General features: G+C 65.4%; 29 protein-coding genes and 1 tRNA gene. 14 read left to right on the top strand and 16 right to left on the bottom strand.

Annotated features, from left to right (window positions below; translation table 11 throughout):
* Positions 1–57: 57 nt before the first annotated feature.
* Both G3I17_RS27355 and G3I17_RS27350 read left to right on the top strand, forming a co-directional pair.
* Positions 58–897 carry an alpha/beta hydrolase gene (locus G3I17_RS27355; protein ID WP_164600482.1) on the top strand — a complete coding sequence of 280 codons (840 nt, stop codon included), beginning with the start codon at positions 58–60 and terminating at the stop codon, positions 895–897.
* Positions 894–1,406, top strand: a complete 513-nt coding sequence (locus tag G3I17_RS27350) for a GNAT family protein (RefSeq protein ID WP_164600481.1) — start codon at positions 894–896, stop codon at positions 1,404–1,406. The genes G3I17_RS27355 and G3I17_RS27350 overlap by 4 nt, the downstream gene beginning before the upstream one ends.
* Here G3I17_RS27350 and G3I17_RS27345 read toward each other — a convergent pair.
* Positions 1,403–1,774, bottom strand: coding sequence for a GNAT family N-acetyltransferase (locus tag G3I17_RS27345; RefSeq protein ID WP_343238433.1), 372 nt, complete (start codon positions 1,772–1,774; stop codon positions 1,403–1,405). The genes G3I17_RS27350 and G3I17_RS27345 overlap by 4 nt on opposite strands.
* 274 nt (positions 1,775–2,048) lie before the next feature.
* On the opposite strand from G3I17_RS27345, the gene G3I17_RS27340 reads away from it, so the two are divergent.
* The gene (locus G3I17_RS27340; protein ID WP_164600479.1) at positions 2,049–2,417 is read left to right on the top strand and encodes an isomerase; all 369 of its coding nucleotides are present in this window, start codon (positions 2,049–2,051) and stop codon (positions 2,415–2,417) included.
* 84 nt (positions 2,418–2,501) lie between these two features.
* Here the strand turns inward: G3I17_RS27340 and G3I17_RS40045 are convergent, their stop codons facing one another.
* Together G3I17_RS40045 and map are read right to left on the bottom strand one after the other, a co-directional pair.
* On the bottom strand, positions 2,502–2,828 hold the full coding sequence (locus G3I17_RS40045) for a hypothetical protein (RefSeq protein ID WP_203590829.1): 327 nt from the start codon (positions 2,826–2,828) through the stop codon (positions 2,502–2,504).
* A 429-nt stretch (positions 2,829–3,257) separates the two neighbouring features.
* Complete coding sequence (gene map / locus G3I17_RS27330) at positions 3,258–4,046, bottom strand: type I methionyl aminopeptidase (protein ID WP_164600477.1); 789 nt, start codon at positions 4,044–4,046, stop codon at positions 3,258–3,260.
* Positions 4,047–4,129: 83 nt separating this feature from the next.
* Between map and G3I17_RS27325 the strand changes: the two genes are divergently transcribed.
* From G3I17_RS27325 to G3I17_RS27315, 3 genes are all read left to right on the top strand, one after another.
* The gene (locus G3I17_RS27325) at positions 4,130–4,396 is read left to right on the top strand and encodes a helix-turn-helix transcriptional regulator (protein ID WP_164600476.1); all 267 of its coding nucleotides are present in this window, start codon (positions 4,130–4,132) and stop codon (positions 4,394–4,396) included.
* 66 nt (positions 4,397–4,462) lie between these two features.
* A complete protein-coding gene (locus G3I17_RS27320) occupies positions 4,463–4,897 on the top strand; it encodes a VOC family protein (RefSeq protein WP_164600475.1) in 435 nt (144 codons plus the stop codon).
* A 126-nt stretch (positions 4,898–5,023) separates the two neighbouring features.
* A complete protein-coding gene (locus G3I17_RS27315) occupies positions 5,024–5,785 on the top strand; it encodes an MBL fold metallo-hydrolase (protein WP_164600474.1) in 762 nt (253 codons plus the stop codon).
* A 555-nt stretch (positions 5,786–6,340) separates the two neighbouring features.
* Here G3I17_RS27315 and G3I17_RS27310 read toward each other — a convergent pair.
* From G3I17_RS27310 to G3I17_RS27295, 4 genes are all read right to left on the bottom strand, one after another.
* Positions 6,341–6,742 carry an arsenate reductase ArsC gene (locus G3I17_RS27310; RefSeq protein WP_164600473.1) on the bottom strand — a complete coding sequence of 134 codons (402 nt, stop codon included), beginning with the start codon at positions 6,740–6,742 and terminating at the stop codon, positions 6,341–6,343.
* Complete coding sequence (locus G3I17_RS27305; RefSeq protein ID WP_164600472.1) at positions 6,739–7,488, bottom strand: MIP/aquaporin family protein; 750 nt, start codon at positions 7,486–7,488, stop codon at positions 6,739–6,741. Before G3I17_RS27305 ends, G3I17_RS27310 begins: the two co-directional genes overlap by 4 nt.
* Before the next feature lie 112 nt (positions 7,489–7,600).
* Positions 7,601–8,293 carry a helix-turn-helix domain-containing protein gene (locus G3I17_RS27300; RefSeq protein WP_164600471.1) on the bottom strand — a complete coding sequence of 231 codons (693 nt, stop codon included), beginning with the start codon at positions 8,291–8,293 and terminating at the stop codon, positions 7,601–7,603.
* A 120-nt stretch (positions 8,294–8,413) separates the two neighbouring features.
* Positions 8,414–8,776, bottom strand: coding sequence for a metalloregulator ArsR/SmtB family transcription factor (locus tag G3I17_RS27295; RefSeq protein ID WP_164600470.1), 363 nt, complete (start codon positions 8,774–8,776; stop codon positions 8,414–8,416).
* Positions 8,777–8,866: 90 nt separating this feature from the next.
* Between G3I17_RS27295 and G3I17_RS27290 the strand changes: the two genes are divergently transcribed.
* The 3 genes from G3I17_RS27290 to G3I17_RS27280 all read left to right on the top strand — a co-directional run bounded on the left by G3I17_RS27290 (position 8,867) and on the right by G3I17_RS27280 (position 12,593).
* A complete protein-coding gene (locus G3I17_RS27290; RefSeq protein WP_343238432.1) occupies positions 8,867–10,294 on the top strand; it encodes an FAD-dependent oxidoreductase in 1,428 nt (475 codons plus the stop codon).
* A gap of 88 nt (positions 10,295–10,382) precedes the next feature.
* Positions 10,383–10,763: a Rid family hydrolase gene (locus G3I17_RS27285; RefSeq protein WP_164600468.1), complete on the top strand. Its 381-nt coding sequence runs from the start codon at positions 10,383–10,385 to the stop codon at positions 10,761–10,763.
* A gap of 480 nt (positions 10,764–11,243) precedes the next feature.
* Positions 11,244–12,593 carry a hypothetical protein gene (locus G3I17_RS27280; protein ID WP_164600467.1) on the top strand — a complete coding sequence of 450 codons (1,350 nt, stop codon included), beginning with the start codon at positions 11,244–11,246 and terminating at the stop codon, positions 12,591–12,593.
* Between the two features lie 39 nt (positions 12,594–12,632).
* On the opposite strand, the gene G3I17_RS27275 is transcribed toward G3I17_RS27280, so the two are convergent.
* A complete protein-coding gene (locus G3I17_RS27275; protein ID WP_164600458.1) occupies positions 12,633–12,773 on the bottom strand; it encodes a DUF6879 family protein in 141 nt (46 codons plus the stop codon).
* Between the two features lie 710 nt (positions 12,774–13,483).
* Here G3I17_RS27275 and G3I17_RS27270 point away from each other — a divergent pair.
* Both G3I17_RS27270 and G3I17_RS27265 read left to right on the top strand, forming a co-directional pair.
* The gene (locus G3I17_RS27270; protein ID WP_164600466.1) at positions 13,484–14,122 is read left to right on the top strand and encodes a DUF4433 domain-containing protein; all 639 of its coding nucleotides are present in this window, start codon (positions 13,484–13,486) and stop codon (positions 14,120–14,122) included.
* 15 nt (positions 14,123–14,137) lie between these two features.
* Positions 14,138–15,223, top strand: a complete 1,086-nt coding sequence (locus tag G3I17_RS27265; RefSeq protein ID WP_164600465.1) for a macro domain-containing protein — start codon at positions 14,138–14,140, stop codon at positions 15,221–15,223.
* Positions 15,224–15,625: 402 nt separating this feature from the next.
* Here the strand turns inward: G3I17_RS27265 and G3I17_RS27260 are convergent, their stop codons facing one another.
* The 8 genes from G3I17_RS27260 to G3I17_RS42250 form a co-directional block, all read right to left on the bottom strand.
* The gene (locus G3I17_RS27260; protein WP_164600464.1) at positions 15,626–16,357 is read right to left on the bottom strand and encodes an AbiV family abortive infection protein; all 732 of its coding nucleotides are present in this window, start codon (positions 16,355–16,357) and stop codon (positions 15,626–15,628) included.
* A 451-nt stretch (positions 16,358–16,808) separates the two neighbouring features.
* Positions 16,809–17,015, bottom strand: coding sequence for a hypothetical protein (locus G3I17_RS27255; protein ID WP_203590828.1), 207 nt, complete (start codon positions 17,013–17,015; stop codon positions 16,809–16,811).
* A gap of 47 nt (positions 17,016–17,062) precedes the next feature.
* Entirely contained in the window at positions 17,063–17,920 is an 858-nt protein-coding gene (locus G3I17_RS42255; RefSeq protein WP_164600463.1) for a helix-turn-helix transcriptional regulator, read from the bottom strand.
* Positions 17,901–18,419 (bottom strand): DUF6879 family protein, encoded by a 519-nt coding sequence (locus G3I17_RS27245; protein ID WP_164600462.1) that lies wholly within the window; start codon positions 18,417–18,419, stop codon positions 17,901–17,903. The genes G3I17_RS42255 and G3I17_RS27245 overlap by 20 nt, the downstream gene beginning before the upstream one ends.
* 67 nt (positions 18,420–18,486) lie before the next feature.
* Positions 18,487–18,618 carry a hypothetical protein gene (locus tag G3I17_RS41750; RefSeq protein ID WP_275402552.1) on the bottom strand — a complete coding sequence of 44 codons (132 nt, stop codon included), beginning with the start codon at positions 18,616–18,618 and terminating at the stop codon, positions 18,487–18,489.
* Between the two features lie 435 nt (positions 18,619–19,053).
* Positions 19,054–19,129 (bottom strand) — tRNA-Arg (locus G3I17_RS27235).
* Between the two features lie 107 nt (positions 19,130–19,236).
* Positions 19,237–19,791 (bottom strand): hypothetical protein, encoded by a 555-nt coding sequence (locus G3I17_RS27230; protein WP_164600461.1) that lies wholly within the window; start codon positions 19,789–19,791, stop codon positions 19,237–19,239.
* Between the two features lie 45 nt (positions 19,792–19,836).
* Complete coding sequence (locus G3I17_RS42250) at positions 19,837–20,298, bottom strand: cupin domain-containing protein (protein WP_164600460.1); 462 nt, start codon at positions 20,296–20,298, stop codon at positions 19,837–19,839.
* 96 nt (positions 20,299–20,394) lie between these two features.
* On the opposite strand from G3I17_RS42250, the gene G3I17_RS42245 reads away from it, so the two are divergent.
* The 3 genes from G3I17_RS42245 to G3I17_RS27210 all read left to right on the top strand — a co-directional run bounded on the left by G3I17_RS42245 (position 20,395) and on the right by G3I17_RS27210 (position 24,490).
* On the top strand, positions 20,395–20,991 hold the full coding sequence (locus G3I17_RS42245; RefSeq protein ID WP_203590827.1) for a hypothetical protein: 597 nt from the start codon (positions 20,395–20,397) through the stop codon (positions 20,989–20,991).
* Positions 20,988–22,292, top strand: a complete 1,305-nt coding sequence (locus tag G3I17_RS27215; protein WP_164600459.1) for a hypothetical protein — start codon at positions 20,988–20,990, stop codon at positions 22,290–22,292. Before G3I17_RS42245 ends, G3I17_RS27215 begins: the two co-directional genes overlap by 4 nt.
* 326 nt (positions 22,293–22,618) lie before the next feature.
* Complete coding sequence (locus tag G3I17_RS27210; protein WP_203590826.1) at positions 22,619–24,490, top strand: phosphoenolpyruvate carboxykinase (GTP); 1,872 nt, start codon at positions 22,619–22,621, stop codon at positions 24,488–24,490.
* Positions 24,491–24,695 lie beyond the last annotated feature (205 nt).

Genomic DNA, 24,695 nt, shown 5'->3' with positions numbered 1-24,695 from the left:
CTACGGGACACCCGTAATCCTGTTGCCTGGCGCAAGCGGTGTTGAGAGGGTCGTGGCATGCCAACCTTCGCTGCATCCGACGGGACCAAGCTGGCCTACCACGTGTACGGATCCGGGTCGCCCGTCGTGTGCTTGCCAGGCGGGCCTATGCAGGCGTCCGAGTACCTCGGCGAGTTAGGTGGGCTGTCGGCGTACCGGGAGCTGGTGATGCTGGATCTCCGGGGTACGGGCGAATCCGCAGTACCGGAGGACAGTACGACGTACCGCTGTGATCGGCAGGTGGACGACGTCGAGGCACTGCGGGAGGCGCTCGGGCTAGAGCAGCTGGATCTGGTCGCGCACTCAGCCGGGGCGAACCTGGCCGTGCTCTACGCGATTCGCTACCCGTCGCGAGTCGGCAAGCTCGCGTTGATCACACCGAGCGTGTACGCCGCCGGGCTCACGATCACGGGCGAGACTCGGCTTTCGCAGGCTCGGCTTCGGGCTGGCGAGCCGTGGTTCGCTTCGGCGTACGGGGCGCTGGAGGCGATCACCGCGGGCGATCACAGCGCGGCGAACTGGGATGCTCTTGCGCCCTTCTCCTACGGCCGCTGGGACGACGCCGCGAAGGCGCACCAGGCCGCCGACGGCCCCCAACGCAACGACGAAGCCGCCGCGCTCTACGGCTCTGGGGGCGCCTATACGCCGCACTCCACCCGCGCTGCGCTTGCGACCTTCCCGGCGCCGGTCCTTCTGACCGCCGGCGAGTACGACCTGGGCGCGCCGCCCACCACGATCGCCGAATACGCGGCCCTGTGGGGGAATGCCACCTTCACCCAGCATCCGTCCGCAGGCCACTTCCCCTGGCTGGACGACGCCGCTGCGTTCACGGCTGTTTTGAAAGGCTTCCTCGGGTGACGTGGCCCGTTCTGGTCGGTTCTCGGGTGACGCTGAAGGTCCTCAGGCCGGCCGACGTCGACAGCTGGCTCGCCGGTGACGACGAGGAGCAGCAGCGCTGGTTCGAAGCGCCCGGGCCGGCGCCTCGGGAGAACGTTGTGCGACATGTGAGCGCGGTGCGCGAGGCATGGGCGACGGCAGGATCCAAGCGCCATTGGGGAATCTGGCTCGACGGCATCCTGGGAGGCGGGATCGACATCGAGGACCGCGGCCAGGGCAGCGCCTACCTGTCGTACGTCGTGTTCCCCGCGAGTCGACGCCGGGGCGCGGCCGCTGAGTCGATCTCCTTGGTCACCGCCTGGGCCTTTGAGAACTGGCCGGTCAACCGCGCGATCGCCATCATCGACGAGCTCAACCTCGCCTCCCGAGCCACCGCCGAACGCGCCGGCCTGCGTTTCGACGCCGTAGCCGACCCAACGGAGTACAGCGAATCAGGCCGAATGCTCCGCTACGTACTACCGCGCCCCTAGCGCAGTCGCTTGCTCAGCTGGATGCACACCGTCTCGTACCGAGCAACCGATCCATCAGACTCCTGCTGATCCCAGGCCTCGAGCCGCTCGTCATACGCGACATACCCCAACCGCTCGTACAACGCCAAGGCCCGAGGATTACTCACCTCGACCCCGATCTCGGCCCGGTCCAGCCCCCTCGCAAGGATCCGCTGCTCAGCGGCCCCGATCAGCACGGTCCCGATCCCCCGCGACTGCAACTCCGGCCGCACAGACAACTGCCACAACGACCCGGCACCCGGATGAGGCACGTAGTCAACCCCACCGATACCAACAGGCAGCCCGTCCTCCCCACAAACGGCAAGGTAGTCAACCTCCCCACGCCCCACCCGCCCAAGCTCCTTGCCAACCTGCACCAGATGGAACGCAGTACCAGCAAACCCACAAACAGCCAGATCCCCTTCAACCAAATCCCGCACCCTCAACCCAAGCACCACTACCTCCTAGCCCCACGCCCCGATACCGCCAACGTACGACCTCACCCCCTACCCCCGCACACCAATTACAACGCCCTGCAACGCCTTCACCGCAAAGACTTCACCAGAGAGCCTTCTCCAGAAGGTCGATATAGGCGTCAACCTGCACGGCCCGACAATAAGTGACATGCCTCAGATCACCGTTGAGTACTCGGAGACCCTGACCGACGCGTTCGACCGACGCGGATTCGCCCTGCGCCTTCACCCCGCCGCAGCCGAGCTGATCGGTAGCGCCCTGCCAGGCTTCAAGACCCGTTTCCATCCGATCACCGAAGCGGCCATCGGCACCGGCGACGCCCACGAGGCGATGATCCACGTCGATCTCGCGATCCTCCCCGGCCGCGCCCCCGCAACCAAAGCCCGCCTAGGCGACCTGACTCTCGAAATCCTCCGCAACCACCTCAACCCCACAGGCGCCCTGAACACCCAGCTCACCGTCGAAGTCCGAGACCTCGCGACCTACCACAAGCAACTCCTGCCACGCCTCGATTCGTAAGACCCGGCGGGTTTGTCTGTACGACCGGGCGCCGCTCCGCCTGCTACTGACAAACTGGATCGCGGCCAGTGCCGACAGCTTGCTTCACGCGGATCGCCAGCGATTGGCGCAGCTTTCGATCCATGCCGCCAGGTCGGGCTCGTGGTCAAAGGTGAGTAGCGAGTACGGCGGACATCCATTCAGGGGCGTGACCCCCGTGAATGCGTAATCAGGAGCGAACAGCAGTACCCGGCCGCTGGTCCGATGAGCGAGAGTGAGGTTCCCGTTGGCCTCGACCGCCACGGCGTAGTACTCCTCGGGCTGGATAGGAATCGTCAGTCGCTCGTCTTCCCAAAGCCACGAGTAGTCGGCAAGAACCTCAGCAACAGAAGCCCGCGAAACGGCTGCGGTAAGAACCTCGTCCTGGTTCATCCACCAGCTCTCGGGCTCCCCAAAGCGCTCGACAATCCCTCCGCAAACATTCCAGAAGCCCCTATGAACGGGGTGAACCTGCCCGGCGTCCCCACCCAGCGGCGGGAAACCAAGCCACCCTCGCCGACCACCCGGCGGACCCCACGCAAGCAGTTCGTAGTCAACACCCGAGATCGAAACAGCCGTGACAGTTGCGGAACCAAGCAAAGCCGTAAGCCCAGGCAGCCCATCAACCGCCGCCCGACTCCACGACCGCTCTTCCCCAACCAACTCAACATCTCCGGCCTGAAGAAACCACGGAGCCTGCTCAAGAAACCAATCCCAGTCACGCATGATGCGCCAGATGATGACATACGAGCGCTGTACCCTTCCCGCACTCGAAGTGCGTGGCAGACAGCACGGGTGGGTCAAGAGGCCGAACGAGTTCTCTCAGGCAGGGTCTGCGTGGAGTGGCAGGCGTTGGGTGAGCACCTCGGGGCCGTCTTCGGTGATGGCGATCGTGTGCTCGGAGTGAGCGGTACGCGAGCCGTCGGCCGAGCGGATGGTCCAGCCATCGGGGTCATAGACGATCTGGTCGGTGGTACGGGCGAACCAGGGCTCGAGTGCCAGGGTCATACCCGCTCGGAGCTTGAGGCCGCGGCCGGCGCGGCCCTTGTTGGAGACGTGGGGATCTTCGTGCATCGTCCGCCCGAGCCCGTGGCCGCCGAACTCCGTGTTGACCGGGTAGCCGTTCTCGGTCGCGACCGCCTCGATCGCCGCCGAGATGTCGCCCAGCCGGTTGCCCGGCCTCGCGGCTTCGATGCCGACGGCAAGCGCTTCTTCGGTCGCGCGGACGAGTTGCAGATCCTCATCGGCTGGCGTGCCCACGATGACGGTGCGGGCGGAGTCCGCGACCCAGCCGTCGATGCCGACCGCGAGGTCCATACTGAGAATGTCCCCGTCGCGCAGTGCGTAATCGTGGGGCATTCCGTGGAGCACCGCGTCGTTGACTGACAGGCAGACGACGTTGCGGAACGGGCCGTTGCCGAAGGACGGGGCGTAGTCCCAATAGCAGGATTGCGCGCCGCGTTGGCTGATCCGGCCGCGGACGTGGTGTTCCAGGTCGAGGAGATTGACGCCCACGTCGGCAAGCTCACCGAGCTCGGTCAGGATCTGGGCGATGAACTGCCCGGTGGTGCGCATCCGCCCGATCTCTGCGGGCGACTTCAACTCGATCACGGATACCCTCACTGTCGTACGCCGGTATATTAATACCAACCTAACGCTTGCGGTATTAAAATACCAACCGTACGCTTGCTCCCATGGTCCGCAATCCGCTCACGCCCGAACAGATCGAGGCCGGCAAGCGTCTCGGCAGGCTCCTGCGCGAAGCACGAGCAGACCGCGATCTCGCCGAGGTGGCACACGCGGCCGGCATGTCACCGGAGACGCTGCGCAAGATCGAGACCGGCCGCCTGCCGACCCCCGCCTTCGGCACGATCGCCTCCCTCAGCGAGGTGCTCAACCTGCCGATACAAGACCTGGCCGCCGCCTGGCGCACCGGCCCGCGGCTCGAGGCGGCCTCGTAATCACCTCCGCGCCCACGAGCCAATAATTGCGGCGCGGTGGAAACTCGGCGCCACTATGGTGGACCGATGGCATCGGTCAAGCAGTTCCAAGTCACCTTCGACTGCGCGGATCCTGAGCGCGTCGCTCGCTTCTGGTGCGAGGTGCTGGGGTACGTCGTACCGCCGCCACCGGAGGGTTTTGCCACTTGGGACGATTTCGATAGCTCATTGCCGCCTGAGCACCAGGGCTCAGCGTTCGCGTGCGTTGATCCCTCAGGCGTGGGCCCGCGACTGTTCTTCCAGCGCGTTCCCGAAGGCAAGGTCGTCAAGAACCGGGTGCATCTCGACGTACGGGCCGGTATCGGACTCGTGGGTGACGAGCGCCTCGCAACACTCGAAGCCGAGTGCACACGACTGCTCGCACTCGGCGCGACACTCGTGCTGGTACAACGTGCCGATGGCATCAACGAGTCCTGCATCACGATGCAGGACATCGAGGGCCACGAGTTCTGCCTCGACTGAGTTCGAGAGCCTGTCCTCCGTCGGGGTGATGGGCGGACCCGTAGGGCGTGACGATCACGAGCGCGCTGACCGTCGTACCGTCGGTCGCGGCTCGCGCCGGACGGAGACACCTGGCAAGGTGAACAGATGCTGAATCAGGTGGCCGACGGCGTCTGGGTCCGGCAGAGCGAGTGGGTCTGGAGCAACGCCATCGTGGTCCGCGGCGAGGCTGGGTTGATCCTGGTCGATCCCGGCATCGACGGTTCCGATCTGAACCAGCTCGCCGATGACGTGGACCGGCTCGGCATTCCGGTGATCGCCGGGTTCTCCACCCATCCCCACTGGGATCATCTGCTCTGGCATTCCCGGTACGGCGACGTGCCGCGCTATGCCACCGCCGACGGCGCCAACGCTGCCAGCGAAGCCCGAGAGCGGGCGCAGACGATGGCGGCGGAGAGCGCATCGGACATCCCTCTCGAGCTGATCGGACTCCTCACCCCGCTGCCCGCAGACCGGGGAGGACCCATGCCAGGCGAGATCGTCGAGCATCAGGCACACGCCATCGGCCACGCTGCAGTCCTCCTCGCCGACCGTGGCGTCCTACTCGCCGGCGATATGCTCTCGGACGTCCTGATCCCGCTCCTCGACCCCCGCCGCCCCGATCAGGTGACCGCCTACGAGACAGCACTCGACCGGCTCGATGAGGCCGCCCGGTACGCCGATGTCCTGGTCCCCGGCCACGGCGCCGTTGCCGAGGGCCCCCAGGTAGCGGCCCGCCTCGCCGCCGACCACACCTACATCGACGCACTGCGACGAGGAGAGGACCCACTCGACGCCCGCCTAGCTCAAGACTGGCTCTCCGGCCCCCACCAGTCGAACCTGGAACAGGCCCGACACTCATCCGCATGAACTCCGGCGTCAGCACGCTCATGCTCGCCACCCGGCAAGCCCGCGGCTATGCGGGGAAGGCCTTCCAGTGGTCGATGGCGTCGACCCATTCGCCTTGCCGGGTCAGCAGGCGTACGGATTGTCATGCCGCCTCTATCGTGACGACGACGACCGAATCGTCTCGGCCCCGACAGCGGACCAGTTGCGCGACGCGATCACCACGGTCGGCCGTTAGGGCAGGTGCCGGTCGATCCGGCGTAGCAGCCGCCCGATGACCGGTCAGTTGTGCCAGCCTCGGCTGATCACCAAATCGCGCGCTCCGCACACCGCACCTCTCCCCCTTGCAGCCGGTGACGGACGCAGCTCGTCCTCTCGTTCGGCGGCCCGCCGCTGCAGAAAGCGAGCGCACCCTAAACAGACACCGACCTCGGGATGCATCCCCAACCGCAGCAGGTCATGGTCTTCGAACTCACCGCCGCAGCACCAACACACCGGCGCTACCGGCCGGGACGTCTCATCCGCAACAGTCATGCCGCCATCATCACCCTCAAACCCCTCTGGGCTTCAGGCGCGGAGCTAGGCAATCTGGAGTTCGCCGACGAGTTTCTCGATGCGGCTGCGGATGTCGTCGCGGACCTGGCGGACGACTTCGATGGGCTGCCCGGCCGGGTCGGTGAGTTCCCAGTCTTCGTAGCGCTTGCCGGGGAAGACGGGGCAGGCGTCGCCGCAGCCCATGGTGACGATGACGTCGCTGGTCTTGGCCGTGTCGTACTCAAGCAGTTGCGGGGTGTTCCCCGTGATGTCAATGCCGACCTCGCGCATCGCCTCGACGGCGGTCGGGTTGATCTGGTCGCGGGGTTCGGATCCTGCCGAACGAACCTCGACGGTGTCTCCCGCCAGGTGGCGGAGCCAGCCGGCGGCCATCTGGGATCGGCCGGCGTTGTGGACGCAGACGAACAGAACGACTGGCTTGCTCACTTGGTTGCTCCGGTGGTTGTGGTGTCGGTGTGCGGGGTGACGATGTCGTTGGCAGCTTGGCCGGCGTCGGGATACAAGACGGCAAGCAAGCCGACACCGACGATGGCGCCAAGGAGCTGCGCGACGATGAACCCAGGGAGAGATCCGGGGGCGATTCCGGCGAAGGTGTCGCTGAAAGCGCGCCCGATGCTGACTGCCGGGTTGGCGAACGAGGTTGACGAGGTGAACCAGTACGCCGCTCCGATGTAGGCGCCGACGGCAGCGGGCGCGACGGCTGCTCGCCCAGACCAGCCAAGGGCGAAGATGAGGACGACGAGTCCCGCGGTGGCTACGACCTCGCCGAGCCACAGATGTCCGGTACTGCGGTCGGTGGTCGACCAGGACACCGCAGCCTTGGCATACATCAGGTTTGCCAGCACAGCTCCGGCTATCGCACCGACGACCTGGGCGGGAATGTAGGCGACCAGCTCGCGCGGAGTCAGGCCGGTACCAGTGCGGCGCCCGAGCCACCAGTCGACAGCAGACACAACGGGGTTGAAGTGCGCTCCGGACACCGGCCCCAGCATCAGGATCAGTACTGCGAGACCGAGTGCTGTAGCGAACGCGTTCTCCAGCAACTGCAAGCCGATGTCACTCGGAGACAAGGCAGATGCTGCGATCCCGGAGCCGATGACGACGGTCACCAGCAGCCCGGTACCGACCGCCTCGGCGACCGCCCGTCGCCACAGCGGTGCAGCGCTGCTCACTGGCGGCCCAGGTGTGCAGCGGGGACGGAAAGCTCGTCCAGGAGCACCCGAACGCGGCGCTCAATCTCGTCGCACAGGTCTTCTCGGTGGTGCCGAACAACTTCGGTCATGGTCAACTCCTGGGCATTTCGGCCGGCGAAAGGACGGGGGCCAGCCGGTCGATGCGGTCGGCGATCTCGCTGTAGGCAGCCTCAAATGCCGCGTCGGTGTCGACAGCCGCCGGATCCGGTATCGACCAGTGCAGCCGCGGCCTGGTACCGGTTGGGAGGTGCTCGTAGGCGATGTCGCACACCGCGATGACAAGGTCATCACGTTCCACTACGTCGCCGACATGAGCGGTATGCCAGGCGGCGGGGTCCAAACCGTGCTTGCGGGCGACTCGCACCGCTCGGGGATGTGGCTTGGCGGCGGGTTGAGTACCGGCCGACAGCGCGGGGATCTGACTGCGCCGCGACCAGATCGAGGCGGCCAGTTGAGAGCGGGCAGAGTTCTGCGTGCAGACGAACACCACCCGTGGAGCTGCGGTCAGCGAGGGCGTCACCGCCGAGGCCAATACCTCGGTCACCAGTCGCACGTACGTACGACGACGATCCCCTTCGGACCGGGACCGGGCAACCAGGCCGGCCTCCTCCAGCACCTTCAAGTGGTGAGCGATGAGGTTGGTCGGCAAGTCCAGCACCACGCTCAGCTCACCCGGAGCAGCGTCACCGGCGACGAGGGTGTCAACGATGGCCAGACGCGCTGGGTCCCCGAGCGCCGCGTGGATCCGGGCCCGTTCAGTCAAGGTCGATCGCTCAGGCTTCATTGACTCAATGATTACTGAGTGAATGATCAGAAGTCAACCCACACGAAACGCGCCGAGCGCCCGGGGATCCGGGGATCCGGGGATCCGGGGATCCGGGGAACTCGGCGCCAGGCCCGCAGCTCAGGCCAGTAGCGACTTCTCCGGCACGGCGAGCAGGGCAGAGATCCACTGCAACCGCTCACGCACGGGCCAGTAGTAGACCCAGGTCCCGCGCCGCTCGCAGTCGACCAGGCCGGCCTCGCGCAGGACGCGCAGGTGATGGGAGATGGTCGGCCCACTCACGTCGAAGTGCCCGGTCAGATCGCACACGCAAATCTCGCCGTCGGCGGACGCAATCATCGACATCAGCCGGAGCCGGGTCGGATCGGCGAGCGCCTTGAAGACCGCCGCGCCCTCGGCCGCGCCGGCGGAATCAAGGACAGCCTCAGAGATCGGCGCGCAGCAACCACCGACAGCCTGAATGGCGATCTTCTGTTTCGACATACGTCTATCTTGACTCTTATCGAATCACGAGGCAAGGTGGAGATCGCTGATTAGATGAACTTCGAGATAGTGGGGATAGGGAGATCGATCGTGAGCGAGCAGAACACCGCCGCTGTCGCGGCACCGGCGGGACCGGTCGTGGTCATCGGAGCGGGACCGGTCGGCTTGGCCGCCGCAGCCCACCTGGCCGAGCGTGGCGTGGACTTCCTGGTACTGGAATCCGGCCCCGGCGTCGCGGCGGCGATTGAGGAATGGCGACACGTGAAGCTGTTCAGCCCGTGGCGCTACAACATCGACAGCGCCGCCCGCAAGCTGCTTGAGCATGCCGACTGGGTAGAACCCGACCTCGGCAAGCTGCCGACCGGTGGTGACCTGATCGACTCCTACCTCGAACCGCTGACAAAGACTCCCGAACTGAACGACCGGATCCGCTACAACTCGCCGGTCTCCGCAGTGACTCGGGTCGGATTCGACCGCGTCCGTACTACGGCCCGCGAGCTGGCCCCGTTCCTGATCCGGCTGGCCGACGGCACCGAGATCCTCGCCTCAGCCGTCATCGATGCCGCTGGGACTTGGCGGCGTCCGAATGTGCTCGGTGGCTCTGGCATCCCCGCACGCGGCGAGACCGACATTGCCGACGGCATCGCCCACGCACTGCCCGACGTACTCGGACGCGATCGCGACCGGTACGCAGGACGCCGTACTGCCGTCGTCGGCGCCGGCCATTCCGCGTCCACGACCCTGCTGGACCTCGGCACCTTGGCCAAAGAGGTCCCCGGCACCGAGATCGTCTGGGTAGTCCGCGGTACCGACCAGGCACGCACCTACGGCGGTGGCGACGCCGACGAACTGCCCGCACGTGGAGCACTCGGCAGCCGCTTGAAGAAGCTCGTCCAGTCCGGACAGGTTGAGCTCGTGAGCAGCTTCCACATCGAAGCCGCCTCCCGGACGGCTGACGGCCGAGTCGAGCTGGCCTCCGGTGAACAGCGCGTCATCGCCGACACCGTGGTCAACTCCACCGGCTTCCGGCCCGATCACGACATGGTCGGCGAACTGCGCCTCGACCTGGACTCCATCATGGGATCCACGCGAGCCCTCGCACCGCTGATCGACCCGAACCAGCACTCCTGTGGCACGGTCCCTCCGCACGGTGCCGACGAGTTGGCACACCCTGAGCCCGGGTACTACGCGATCGGCGCGAAGTCCTACGGGCGAGCCCCGACGTTCCTGCTCGCCACCGGATACGAGCAGGCCCGTTCGGTCGTCGCCGCACTCGCCGGCGACTGGGAAGCCGCGCGCGACGTACAACTCGACCTGCCGGAAACCGGCGTCTGCTCCTCGAACCTCGCCTACGGTGACGCCAGCGGAGAGACCGCCGGCGGATGCTGCGGACCTGCGCCGCAAGCCGTCGAGATCTCCGCACCGGCCGGTCGTGGCCTGGCCACCGGCATCAGCGGCGGCCTGCTGACGATCATTGACGACGCTCCGACGACGAACCAGTCGAGCTGCTGCAACTGATGAACCGCACCGTCGTCGCCGGGTTGGCTCTCGCACTCACCCGCCTCCTTTCCTCCCGACTACTGTGAGAGAAACAGGGAGGACTGTCATGGCACGGCAGATCATCACGACCGCGAACGCGCCGAGTTCGCCGCTCTACAGCCAGGGAGTCAAGGCCGGACCTCACGTGCTCGTCTCGGGCATCGTCGGCATCGACCCGAGCACCGGCAGTCTCGCCGAAAACACCATCCAGGCTCAGACCAGACAGGCGCTGACGAACTGCGAGGCGATCCTCCACGCCGGCGGCGCCAGCCTGGACGACGTCATCGAGGTGGGCATACTGCTCACAGACCCCGCCGACTTCGCCGGGATGAACGATGAGTACGCCCGGTGGTTCCCGTCCGACCCGCCGACTCGCTACGTCGCCAAGCTCGGCGTCGACCTACCTGGACTACTCGTCTCGATCCGAATGACAGCCTTCGTCGGGTAACACCCGGTCTGGTGCTTCTCGCGGCCGTGCCGGTCCTCATCACCGCCCTGGGCCTGGTCCCGCTTCGACCGCCGGAACCTGTCAGTCTGAGCAAGTTCGATTGGTCCTAGGTCCTCGCAGACGCTTGCTGGCAGCGGTCGTTGGGGTACGGCTGGGGTACAGATAATCGCCTCGTCAGTCCCCTACCAGACCTTGGCCGCGCCGAGACGCTGGGAAGCATCGGCGAAAGCGCACGCATCGAGTACCGCACAACCTTCGACTACCCATCACCTCCCCACCAGAGTTCCGCCGCAAGCTCACCGCCGTCCGATCCAGAACCTGACCCCAGAGCGGATCACAAATCAGTGGTGCGGAGTTCGAGTCCCTGGCGGCGCACCGCGTGAACGACCCACTGCCATCTCCCTTGCGTAGCAAGGATTGCTGGTGTCTACTCTTCGCTGCGAGCTAGTGGGGCCGCTGGGGATCTGGGGGAGTAGCCGAATGAGGCGTCGTTTTTCCGCGAAATTGCGTGGCCTGATAGTGGTATTTGCCGGCGCCGGCGCCCTGATCGGAGCTGTTCCGGCGGTAGCAGCCGCGGCGACTCCGCCGACCGTCTCGTGGGCCATTAGTTCCGTGGACGATCTCGGGATCGTGCAGATCGGCGCGAGCGCCGAGGCGGGCATCGATGGGCTGACCGCGCACATTCGGTCCTATGCCACCGGCGAGGAAGTCGCCGTCGTCAGCTCGTTCAGCCTGGTCAGCGGCACGACCCAGAATGGCGTGTTCAACTCGGACACGCGGGTTCACCTCGACCGGTTCGGCTCGTACCAAATAGATGTCGACGCCGTGGATACGCTGGGCCAGCGAACCTCTCGGCAGTCCGTCGGGACGCTCTCCTACGTCATCCAACCGATCTTCAGCGCGCTGTCCTTCGACCACACGTCGATCAACTACAGTCGACGCACGGTGAAGGTCAAAGGCACGGTGAGCGGCAAATGGCCGACGGACGGCCTGCTCCGGCCGATCTCGCGGATGCCGGTCAGAGTCGGCACCACTTTCGAACCGTTCGTGGACGTGCAGACCAGCCCGGCCGGACGCTTCACCGGCGAGGTGACGCTCGACCATGAAGACAACATCTACGCGAGGTTCACTGGCGACAGTGACTACGCATCCGCCGAGTCGCAGTTCCAGCACATCTCGGTGCAACCGTCGCCGACCCGATTCACGGTCAAGGTCAGCCCGGCGCAGGTCAAGCTGGGCGAGCCGGTCACCATCAGCGGCCAGCTGACCTGGAAGTCGCCGGACGGCTGGCAGCCGCTGGCGAACCGGAGGTTCGGATTGCTGGAATGCGATGCGCCCGAGCAGTGCCCGGTCATCGTCGACGTGCCGGAAACCGACGCCGACGGGCGGTTCTCAGTCACCTCAGTGCCCTTCGCCACTGGCTACTACCAGGTCGGATTCGCCGGATACGACGAGAACGGCCAGCCGGACCCGTTCCTGGCTCAGGTGCTGTCCACGGCACCAGTGAGCGTGCTGCAGCCGGCACAGTTCAGCGATTTCACCGCTGCCAGGGACGAATCGGGCCTGGTGGTCGCCAGCGGCCATCTGACTTTTGGCAACTACACGCCGGTGGCCATCCCGGCGCAGATCCAGTACCGAGCGCCCGGTGGCGCGAGTTCCTGGGTGACCGTGGCCAACATCGAGAACGCAGACTGGGACGGCGCCGGTTACGCGGTCTCCGCAACAGTCGACCAGCCGGCCGCCGGCCAGTGGCGAGCGTACTACCCCGGCCAGGCACAGCAGTTCCAGACCGCGGTGAGCGCCAAGGTCCAGGTCGCCGCCGCGACCTGACAGGGACCGAACGTCGAACTCGGCTGCCCTGCCTCGGACTCAGTTCGAGGCAGGGGCCCACTGCGCCATGTGAGGAAACTCGACCTCGATGCCGTAGGCATCGCGAGTCTCCAGATGTACTGAGCTGCGCTTGAACGTCTTCAGCAGCTCTTGGAACTCGTCGTCGATGACCTCTTCCACGGCTCCTACTTGAAGACTGGATCATGCGATCCGGAATCTCGACGGCGGTGTTGCTGGAAGTTACCCAAGCACATGTCGCCGAGTCCGTAGCCGACTCGGTTCGGCGCAGGTGAAGAGGGTCGGCCTCAGGCGTAGCGGTCGCTCGGTGAACGTCGGTTCGACTCACTTCGAGTTGCGGGCCGCTGAGCGCCCGGGTTGGGAGCTGGTCGGCCAATCACGAGACGAGAGATCCAGGGGGCTGTCGCCAAGCGGGCGCAGCCCGCGTCCCGGGGTGGGTGGGAGCGGCATGCGAAGCAGGCGACGGAGGAGCCGGCGTAGCTGGGCTGCGTGGGGGAACCACAGTTCCAGGAATGACAAAACCCCAGGTCATCCACCTGGTGACCTGGGGTTTTGCTGGCGCGCTCGGAGGGATTCGAACCCCCAACCTTCTGATCCGTAGGAGCCTGCAACTCCCGAGCCCCAACCTGCGGCCAGCAGTGGCGAGTGGGTCCTAGGTGCCCGCGGAGGCTCACCGGCAGCACTCGTTGGGGTACGACTGGGGTACAGAACACCGTTCGAATGAGTCGCGCCCCAAGCTCCGGGAGATGCCTGCCTCTACGAGCAACGTTGACGGGTGGCGCATCCCGGTAGGTTGCCGATCTGGGTTTCTCCGCGGCCGTATGCTGCATCTAGCCACGAACTCGTTAGTACAGCGTCAGGCCGGAGGTTCGATGCAGCGTCCTATCCCAACGGCCGTGATGCACTTCACGCGAGTCGAGCACGTCGCGGCGATGGTCCAGCACGGTCTCATGTCGGACAACGAAGCCCAAGCTCTGGGACTCCTCCGATTTGAGGTCGGGAACGTCGGGATCAAAGAGCGCAGACGGCGCCGCCCGGTGACGGTTCCACCCGGTGGTTTCGTGGCCGACTACGTGCCGTTCTACTACGCGCCACGGAGCCCCATGATGTCCGCAATCCACCATGGGGCGGTGCCGACGTACAAAGATGGATGCGATCGGATTGTCTACCTGGTGTCGAGCTTGGAACGTCTGGCATCGCATCGCCTCCATGTGATCATGACTGATCGAAACGCCGTCCTCGACCTAACGGACTTCAGGGACTTCGGTCGAGGCGTGGAGGATGAGTTCATCGATTGGGAGCTCATGCAGGCCACCTACTGGAACAACACCGACCAGTTTCCAGATCGCAAGGAGAGGCGCATGGCTGAGTGTTTGGTCTACCCACGCGCACCTTGGGGCGTAGTTGAATACATCGTGACCAAGTCACCGGCAGTGCGCGATGAGCTTGCGCAAGTGGTCGCAGGTAGCTGCAACACGCCAATAAATGTCGGACCTCGGTGGTACTTCTGAGGGATGGTGAACTCGATGATCACTGAGGCCCATGGGAACCTCCTTGCAGCCGACGCAGATGCCCTGATCAACACCGTGAACACAGTAGGTGTCATGGGCAAAGGCATCGCGCTGCAGTTCAGGCGCGCCTACCCGGCTATGTTCAAGGACTACGAGCAGGCCGCGAAGGCAGGGATGCTCCAGCTGGGCAAGATGCATGTCTGGCCAACCGGCCTAATGACTGGGCCTAGATTCATCATCAACTTCCCGACCAAGGGCCACTGGAAGGCACGTTCTCGGGTCGCCGACATATCGGCGGGCCTGGTTGACCTAGTGCAGGTCGTTCGCGATCTCGACATCCGCTCCATCGCGGTGCCGCCCCTGGGCTGCGGCAATGGTGGGTTGCGGTGGGAGGAAGTCGAGCCGATCATTCGCGGCGCATTCACTGAGATCCCAGACGTTGACGTCATCCTCTTCCCACCAGGGGAGAAGCCTCGCGCATCGGAGATGAAGTCTCGGGACACGACGCCGAAGATGACGCCAGGACGAGCAGCGCTTATCGCTCTCATCAAACGATATTCGGATCTCGCACTCGCTAACCCGTCGCTAATCGAGTCGCAGAAGCTGATGTACTTCCTGCAGGAGGCCGGCGAGCCGCTGCGACTCAACTATCAAAGGCATCACTACGGTCCATACGCCGACAATTTGCGTCACGTGCTGAAGGTGGTCGAAGGCCACTACCTCACAGGGTTCGGCGATGGATCCACACCCGTTCGTGCGGCGGAGCCAATTGAGGTCCTTCCCGGGGCCGATGCCGCTGCCCAGCCGGTCCTGGCCGAGCATCCTGAGACAGTGCGTCGGATCGAGCGGGTTGTCGAACTCACCGAGGGCTTCGAGACGCCGTACGGACTAGAACTACTGGCAACAGTCCATTGGGTGGCTAGAACAGTGGATGAAGCTCGCGATGACCCCTCTGTGGTGGCCCGGGAGGTCCGTGATTGGTCTCCGCGCAAAGGCCGAATGTTCACACCGAATCACATTCAGGTCGCCTTCCGAGCCCTTATCGATCGAGGATGGCTCGACCCGGATGAGCGGACATCCACAGCTGCCCCGTCCCCCTGATAGCTGCAAACCCAGGGCAGGGCGTCGTGGGTCAAGAGTCGGCTTGCCGATCCCGTAGGGACGCCGTAGGCGCTCTTGATGCGCGGCGGTCTGACCGGACAATTGAGCGGCCAGGGGGACGAGGCCAAACCGCCGGGCTCGACCAGGCGCCCGAACTGGAGCCGGACCGGCAGCCGCGGGAGACCTCTGGGGAATCCGGTACGCCGTTTTGGCTAGTCGGCGGGGGTGAGGGTGTCGGCCGTAGGTCGTAAGCCCGGCCCACGCCGCGCGCCGCTTGCGGCGCGCCTTGATTCTTAAGAGGTCAACTCGGCAGGGATGGCGGTCGGACGGGCCGGATGGTTCTGGACACTGGTCCCGCCGGACTACCTGCGACGGTGGTCCATCGGTCGGCCCAAAGGTAGGTCAGCTGTCGTCGGATCTGGTCGGCCGCTGGCCCGACTCACGATCTGCCGCCGACAATCGGTCAACGAAGTCCGCGTGCATCTCCGGGTGTGCGTAAGGAAGGATCACCCAGTGGAGATCTTGAAAGGAGTCCACTGGAGCGCCTTCGGGGGCGTCTTGCTGCCTGGTGTGGTCCTCGATTAGCTGCATTTCGATGGTCTGGGCGGCTTGTTCGATCATGTCTGCGACAGGTCCCGGTGGAATTGCTAGCGGTGTCGCCAATACGTCTCCGGCGCGGTCGACGTAGAGCCCGGCCTGCTTGTCGGTGTTCCGCTGCCTGGCTGCGGTGTCGAACGTCTCAAGGTCCGCAGGAAAGTAGTACTCAGGTCGACGTTCAGGATCCCAGAAGCCCCCTAGACCTGAGGCGAACTGTTCCGCCACCCGCAACTTCTCCAGGTGCGGACGACGTGTGCTTCGCAAGCCCTCCGGCACGATCACCGGGCCGGCTTCTCTTGGTGGCAATCCGTAGAGACCAAGAGGGCTGGTCCACTGTGCTGATGCAGCCGTGTATAGCCATCGCGCCTTAGCTAGCTCCTCCATCGCGAGGACGACTAGAGATTGCGCTCTGCCAGGGCTCCCGTGGCCAGCTAGTACAGCAGCATCCTCGATAAGACCGACAGCATTGGCCATCAACGCGAACCACCAACGCCGAGCGAAGGCGGCGCTAATCAAGTCGTCGTCCGTTTCCGTCACAACGACAGCATCACCGATGAGACCCAGTCCTGCGCAACTCGGTGACGGGTTCAGACGCGAGCTCTTCCATCCCGTGAGACTCGACTGAGGCGCCCTGAGAGACAGCGCGGACGAGACCGACGAAGAGCGACTCCGACTGTGAGGAGGTCAGCCGGGGTCGGTTGGTGGAAGGCAGGGCGGGCGCGGATGCAGGGGTCAACACGCACGCCCTGCCGGTTAGGGAGCGGCGACCCGTCGCGGGTGGAGGCTTCGCCACTCGAGTAGGCGATATGCGCGCGTCGACATTCGCGGCGTTCTCCGGTCACGCGCTAGGTACGCCTCGACGCACCAAGGGAGGACAAGGCTGACGTGGCGGGGGTCGTACCCGTCGAGCTCCACGCCGTTCCGGCGATCGACTGCTGTGGTGCGGTGTGACCAGCGGCGCAACTGACGGTCGCGGGCGGTCCGGCGCTTAGTCATCCAGCCACTCCGCGCCGGTGGTGTCGCGGTGGTAGCCCTGGTGGTCACCGTTGATGCAGGCGCGGCCAGTCATCGGGTTTTCGCCATCGCAACGGAAGGCCGGGCACAACATCGGCCATCCGAGCCCATCACCCTGGTGCTCGTCCGGCAGGCCACCCCACTCCACACCCATTCGGTTTGTGGTTCCTGCTGATGTCATGTCTCAACGCTATGGAGCGGAGTAGAGCATGGGCGAGGTTGTTGCGGTTAGTTGCTGCTGATCATTTCGTTTTGCGTGTTGATGAGAATTGCGCGGGCGTCCCTCCCGTAGACCGCCGATTGCCGCAGCAGCTCGAACATGCGGGCATACAGCGCGATTTCCTGCGGTTGGGATACCTCGATGCTGGCCGTGGGCGTTTCGAGTGTCACGAGCTTGTCGTCAAACATCCAGAAGCCTGCTGAACCGACTGCTTGGCGCTCGATCATCGACGGCACGATTCCAAGGGCAACGTTCGGGAGCGTCATCACGGTCAGCAGCCGGTCCAGTTGGCCGGCCATCGTCTCGGCGGTGCCGAACCAGGTCCGTAGTGCGTTCTCCTCCAGCACTACGGTGAACCTTCTTCTGCTCTCGTAGATGATGGTCTGACGTTCCAACCGGGCCGCGATGGCTGCATCGATGTCGTTGTCTGCTTCGAGAAACCGCATCCAGAAGGTGAGCATGGCGCGGATGTAGTCAGCGGTCTGGAACAGGCCGGGGATCACGTTGTGCTCATAGATCCTGAACTGTTCGGCGTGGTCGTAGGCGTCCTGGAAGGCGAGCATCAGGTGCTTCACGCCGGATCGGGTGCGGCGGCGGAACTCGACGTACATCGATTCGATCGCGCGCGCCTGGGCGACCAAGTCCGCGGCTTGATCCTCCGCGCCACAAGCCTCACACCAAGCGCGGATATCCCGATCGGTCGGTGTCTGGACGCCGTGCTCCAATTTGCTGATGCGGGTGAAATGCCAACCGGTCGCGGCAGCTAGCTCACGACCGGTCAGACCAGCATCTTTGCGCAGGTTGCGGAGACGAAGCCCAAGTGCTTCCTGGACCTTCCGCGCTGCGCTATTCGGGCTTGTACTCACTGTAGGGCGTCGCCAATAGCCAAATCTGATCGAATGCCTTGCGGCACATTTCGACCGTAGCCGGGTTAGTAGTGGTGGTCAGAGCGTTGTTCAGTCCTGCTCCGGAGTAGTGCAAGAACACCACTGTCTCGTCGTCGAACAGGTAGTAGTCGTTGCCAGGAAAGCAGAACTCCGAGACCTGGCGCCGTGGAATGAACCGCACCTCTTCGCCGGCCTCCACGATCGGATGACCGATCGCGAGCGTCCACCGCTGATAGTCACTGAGCGGCTCGGACACGATGCGAGCCCGCTTGACCGTCCGGCCCGCTGCCACGTGGCCACGAAGGGTTTTGCACCAGTCCTGAAGCCACTCAAGGTCATCCGGTTCACCCGCCGCCCACTGCGCCATGTGAGGCAACTCGACCTCGGTGCCGTAGGCATCACGGGTCTCCAGATGAATGGAGCTGCTCTTGAACGTCTTCAGCAGCTCTTGGAACTCGTCGTCGGTGATCTCTTCCACGGCTCCTACTTGAAGAACTGGATCATGCGGTCCGGGATCTCGACGGCGGTCTCGCCGTTGGGGAGGTTCAGCGTTGACAGCGCGTCGGGTCATCGACCACCCATCCCTGCACGATCCAGCTTCCGCGGTCGGTCTTGTAGAGGGTGGGTGAGTTGGTGGGCTGAGAGTCCGGGTCGCCTGCGACGAGAGTCAGCTTCATGATGTTCCCCTGCTTTCAATTGTTGCGTGACCTTGCTCTGCTGAGTCTGGGGTTACTCATTGTTGCCTGTCACCGATGTTGCTGGAAGTTGCGCAGTTGCACATGTCGCTGGGTCCGTAGCCGACTCGGTTTCGACGCAGGTGGAGATGGCCGGCGTCAGGCGTAGCGTGCGCTCGCTGAATGTGGGCTCTACTCGTCGGGATTTGCATGCCGTGCCAGCGCAGAGCGTCCCGGTCGGGAGTTGGTCACCCAGCCACGAGGCGACGGATCGAGGGTGCTCTGATAAGCGGGCGCAGCACGCGCCACAGGGTGGGCGGGAGCGGCATGCGGAGCGGGCGACGTAGGAGCTCGCGTAGTGGGGCCGCGTGGGGATGAACCACAGTCCCCGGGAATGACAAAACCCCAGGTCATCCACCTGGTGACCTGGGGTTTTGCTGGCGCGCTCGGAGGGATTCGAACCCCCAACCTTCTGATCCGTAGTCAGATGCTCTATCCGTTGAGCTACGAGCGCCGGACAACGAAGGGTAACGATACACGCGGGACCGGGGTGGGTGCCAATCGGCTCCCTGGTGGGCGTCAGTGCGGCGTACCGGGGCGGCTTTCGAGGTGGGTCGAGGGTCAGCTGAGGAGGGTTTTTACCGAGCCGCCGGACTCGGAGAGCTTGGTGCCCAGGCCGGCCAGGGCCTCGCCTACGGTGGCGAGGATGCCGGAGAGGTCCTGGAGGTTTCCGGCCAGGCTTTCGATCTCGGTGGCTACGCCGCCGATGCTGCCGCTGCCGTCGTTCAGGCGTTTGGCGGCTGCGTCGCCGATGCCGGGGATCTTGTCCAGTTCGCCCGCGAGGCCGGCCAGCATGCCGGCCGCGTCGTGGAGTTTGTCCTTGGCCGAGTTCATCGTGTCGGCGCTGCCGGTCAGGGCCTTGCGGGCGCCGCCTTCGCCGTCGTCGCCGACCAGGGCGCCGGCTGCCTTCGCTGCCTGTTCGCCGGCCTCCGCCAGGCCGGAGCCGATCGTCTTCATCAGGTCCGGCAGGCGGCCGATGAAGCCGAGCGCGTCGTCCGGCAGGTCCTTGACCAGCTTCAGCAGCTTCTCGAAGTCGTCGGAGTTGTCCATCACGAACCCGACGGCCTTCTTCACATCGCCGAGGTCACGTCCACCCAGCAAATCCCCAAGATCCATGCCCGGATGCTATTCCTCCGACCACCGAACGAACACCGAATCGGGTCAGAACTCCGCCGGTGTCGTCTGTTGCTCGGCCCGCAACGCGTTCAGCAGCTCGGGCGTGATCTCCACGCCGGCCGCAGCCGCCTCGGCGACCGCCCGGAAGTAATTCTCGTACCCGGCCGGCGTGAACAGCGTGGTCAGCCGAGCCGCCTCGTCCGTCGCGTTCCGGTAGCCGTGCGCCTGCCCCCGAGGGACTGAGACCGATCCACCCGCACCAACAGTCAGTACGCCGTCCGCCGTATCGAAGGTGACCTCTCCATCCGTCACCAGGAAGTACTCCTCATGACCGTGATGGATATGCGGTGCTGCACCGAGCGCTCCGGCGCCGAGCACGGAGTCGACGACCGACAGCGCACCGCCAGTCTGGTCGCCGGAGATCCGCACGGTGAAGACGCCGAACGGCAGCTGCAAGATTTCGCCATCGCCAGGAGCGCCGACGACGATGTCCGGGAAGGTAGTCACCGCCGCAGCATAGGCAGGAACCGAGCGCGGGGGTATGGCGTCCAAGCGTGGTGTGTCGGGGGCTGAAAATGTCGAGTACCAAGGGAGAACCTCTGCGTGGCTAGGGTCGCGGGCATCGACGGTCGACTGGTTCGGGGTACTGCGATCGCCTGCGGCGTCGCCGCGCTGGCCGGGCTGGGGATCGGGATCGCCGTCGGACAACCCGTCCAGCCCGAGGACGTCCAGTCCGCAAGGGTGCTTCCCGTGGATCTGTGTTCGCGGCTCGGCGACATCTCCACATTGTTGCCGAAGGCCACTACTGCCGAGTTGATCCAGACGGGCAACGGCGAGGTGATGTGCGCGGTCGACGTCCCCGAGCGCCGTCAGCCGACATTCAGCGGTGCGTCGCTGACGATCAGGATCACTCCGTACTCCGGCCGCCAGGCGGGTCAGGGCCGCTCGCCCTTCACGCCGGCCGAGTTGGCCAAGCAGGCGTTCGACCGTAAGCCGTGGCTGGTGGTGAAGGACCGGCCGTACCTGACCAAGGTCGACAAGCATGCTGGTACTGGCGGGCAGGACTCGCGGGTCGCGGTGCTCGTGCACCGCGCCGACCTGACCGTCCAGGTGGAGTACACCGCGCACCCGATCGAATTGGCCACGGCGCAGCAGGCTGCGCAGGTGATGGCCGACCGGGCCATCTGGGAGAGCAAGTGAACAGCACGCCGCAACTGCAGGAGTACGAGCTCGACCAGCGACTGCTGGAGCACCCACTGGCCGAGATCTGGCGTGGGCGGTCGTTCACGGGCATGGAGATCGTTGCGCTCATCCTCAGCCAGAGGGGCGCTGCTGATGCAGAGGTGCGGGAGAGACTCGGTCGAGCGAGCCGCACGGCTGCACTTGAGCCAGGGCGGCTGCAGACGCCGCTGTGGGCCGCCAACCTCACTGCTAGCCGGCCGTACGCCGTGACGCAGTTGGTGCCGGGGCAGTCCGGGGCGGAGCGACTGCTGGATCCGCTGGACGGGCTGCTGGGCAATGACGAGGAGTCATTGGGTGCAGTGCGCAGCCAGTTGGCGCAGTACGGCGCACTACCGATCCCGGCGGAGTATGGGGCGGGGGCTGAGCCCGCCGGTGGCGCCGAGTCGGAAGTCTGGGCTGGCTCCGGTACCGGCGCCGAAGTGAGAACCCTGGAGGCCGCGGACACTGGCCGCTCGGCGCAGGGTGGCTCGGGACAGGCCGGCTCAGGACACGCTGGCTCGGGGCAGGGCGACTCGGCGCATGCGGGCTCAGGGCAGCCGGACTCAGGGCAGGTGGGCCCAAAGCAGGCGGGGTTGGGGTGGGGGGTGAGGGTTGCTGTGGGGGTGGTTGTGCTTGTGGTGTTTTGTGTTTTTTACTCCGTTGGGGCCAAGGTCGGGGTGGAGGGCGAGGAGGGGCGGTCCGTGGCGGCGGCGTCTGGTGGGTTGGTCAGGCCTGGGGTGTTGCCGTCGCCGGGGTTGCTTCCGGGGATCGTCAAACCTAAGGCGGCCTCCTACATTCCGCCCGTGCCAGCGCCAGCTCTCGTCGGCGCGAGCTACACCCGCGGCGCCGATGTCCAGCAAGTGACAGGGCTCGGTCTGCCCTTCGTGTTTGGCTGGCCGCGCCCACCTTCGACGGTCGACCTGGGCACGTCGGCCACCACCCTCTACCGCCGGGTTCTGACGGAGAGCACATCCGGCGCGATCGCCATGGACACACACATCGCTCTACACCCCTGCGCGACTCTCGCAGCCTGCCTGGCTGACCGGCCGGCCTTCGACCGGGACTGGACGACCGCCTTCAAGGCGCCGACCCCAGCGACAACCAAAGACGCGAGCACCTGGATCACGGTGCAGCAGCGCACGCCGTACACGGTGACCATGACGCATGCGTTCGGCAGCGATACGCAGTACTGGCTGGTCGGTGTCAGCATCGCCGCGGCGCCTGGTGAGGAGCCGGCTGCCCAAAGAGTCCTCAACGACATCTGGCGGCAGACGCAGTAGATCCGCCGCAGCGGACCAGCGACAACCGCAAACCGGCCGTGCGACCACCGCACGGCCGGTCTTTTTTGCTGGGAAAGCCCTTCCAGGCGAAATTCTGTGACGGTCCTCACGTCTTTGCGGTTCTCAACACGCCATCCCTTCGCGTACCGTAGTACCACTTGCACACTGGTATGCGTCCACTGGACCGACTGGTATGCGACAGATCACACCGCCAGCCAGCTGAATCGAACCGCCGGAGACCCCGGCGGCCGACGTCGTACCCCCTCAGCGTCGAGGGACCGGGCCGTACGTCGGGACGATCGCGAGCGAGAGGGAATGAGCCGCCGATGACGACAACCGCCAGCCCTGCCCATACCGAGACCGCCCTCAGAGTCGAGAGCCCGCCGACAACGGCCTACGACCTGAGCGACGCCCCGACTGAGCACCAGGGCCTGCTGGCCTGGGTTGCCGAGGTTGCCGAACTCACCCAGCCCGACCGGATCCACTGGGTCGACGGCTCGGACGCGGAGTACCAGACCCTCACCGACGAGCTGATCGCCGGCGGCACGCTGGTCCGGCTCAACGACGAGAAGAAGCCGAACTCGTTCTGGGCTCGCACCGACCCGTCCGACGTCGCCCGGGTCGAGCAGCGCACGTTCATCTGTTCGGTCGACGAGGCCGACTCCGGCCCGACCAACAACTGGATGGCGCCGGCCGAGATGAAGGCGCTGATGACGGAGCTCTACCGCGGCAGTATGCGCGGCCGGACCCTGTATGTCGTGCCGTTCTGCATGGGCCCGCTGACGGCCGAGACGCCGATGTTCGGCGTCGAGATCACCGACTCGGCCTACGTCGTCGCGTCGATGCGGATCATGGCCCGCACGGGTTCCGAAGTACTGGCGAGGATGGGCACCGACGCGAAGTACGTGCCCTGCCTGCACTCCGTCGGCGCTCCCCTTCAGCCCGGGCAGAAGGATGTCATCTGGCCGTGCAACGACGAGAAGTACATCGTCCAGTTCCCCGAGGAGCGGACCATCTGGTCGTACGGCTCCGGCTACGGCGGCAACTCGCTACTCGGCAAGAAGTGCTACTCACTCCGGATCGCGAGTGCGATGGCGCGCGACGAGGGCTGGCTGGCCGAGCACATGCTGATCCTCAAGCTGATCTCGCCGGAGAAGAAGGTCCACTACGTCGCGGCCGCGTTCCCGAGCGCCTGCGGCAAGACCAACCTGGCGATGCTCGACCCGACGCTGGAGGGCTGGGAGGTCGAGACGCTGGGCGACGACATCGCCTGGATGCGCTTCGGCGAGGACGGCCGCCTGTACGCCGTGAACCCCGAGTTCGGGCTGTTCGGCGTCGCCCCCGGTACCGGCTGGAAGACCAACCCGAACGCGATGCGCACGATCGAGCAGGGCAACTCGCTCTTCACCAACGTCGCGCTGACCGATGACGGTGACGTCTGGTGGGAGGGCTACTCGCAGACCCCGCCGAACCACCTGATCGACTGGAAGGGCCGCGAGTGGACGCCGGGGTCCGGCGAGCTCTCGTCCCACCCGAACAGCCGGTTCTGTACTCCGATCAAGCAGTGCCCGATCATCGCCGACGAGTACGACGACCCCAACGGCGTACCGATCTCGGCGATCATCTTCGGTGGCCGCCGCGCGAGCACGATTCCGCTGGTGACCCAGTCGCGCGACTGGGACCACGGTGTCTTCATGGGCGCGACGCTCTCGTCCGAGACCACCGCGGCGGCCGTCGGCAAGGTCGGTGTCGTCCGTCGCGACCCGATGGCGATGCTGCCGTTCCTGGGCTACAACGCCGGTGACTACCTGAACCACTGGCTGACCGTCGGCAAGGACAACGACACCGACAAGCTGCCGAAGATCTTCTACGTCAACTGGTTCCGCAAGGACGAGGCCGGCAAGTTCGTCTGGCCGGGCTTCAGCGAGAACGGCCGGGTGCTCAAGTGGATCGTCGAGCGCCTCGAGGGCACGGCCGCCGCGGTCGAGACGCCGATCGGCCATGTGCCGACCGCCGACGCGATCGACGTCACCGGCCTGGACCTCAGCATCGAGGCCCTGCAGACCGCGCTGAATGTCGATGACGCCGAGTGGAAGGCCGAGCTGCCGCTGATCGAGGAGTGGTTCGCCAAGCTCGGCGACAAGGTGCCGGCCACCCTCAAGCTCGAGCTCGACAACCTGAAGGCCCGCCTCGGCTGAGGCTGACCTTCCCCGTACTCCGACCAGCTGACCCGGAAGCCAGCCGGTCGGACTGCAAAGCGAAGCGCCCCAACCCACGGCGGTTTCAAGGGGTCGTTGCAACACCGCCTTGGTTTCTAGGTGGTGAGTAGATCACGCAAGCGCTCGGCTGGGGTGTCCCAGTCGAGTGTTTTGCGTGGTCGGGCGTTGAGTTCTTGGGCGACGT

Origin of the sequence: Streptomyces sp. SID13031 (genome assembly GCF_010548305.1) — a bacterium.
Classification (GTDB): Bacteria; Actinomycetota; Actinomycetes; order Propionibacteriales; family Kribbellaceae; genus Kribbella.
The sequence above is the reverse complement of the archived record's forward strand: the minus strand, read 5'-3'. Positions and strand labels throughout refer to the sequence as shown.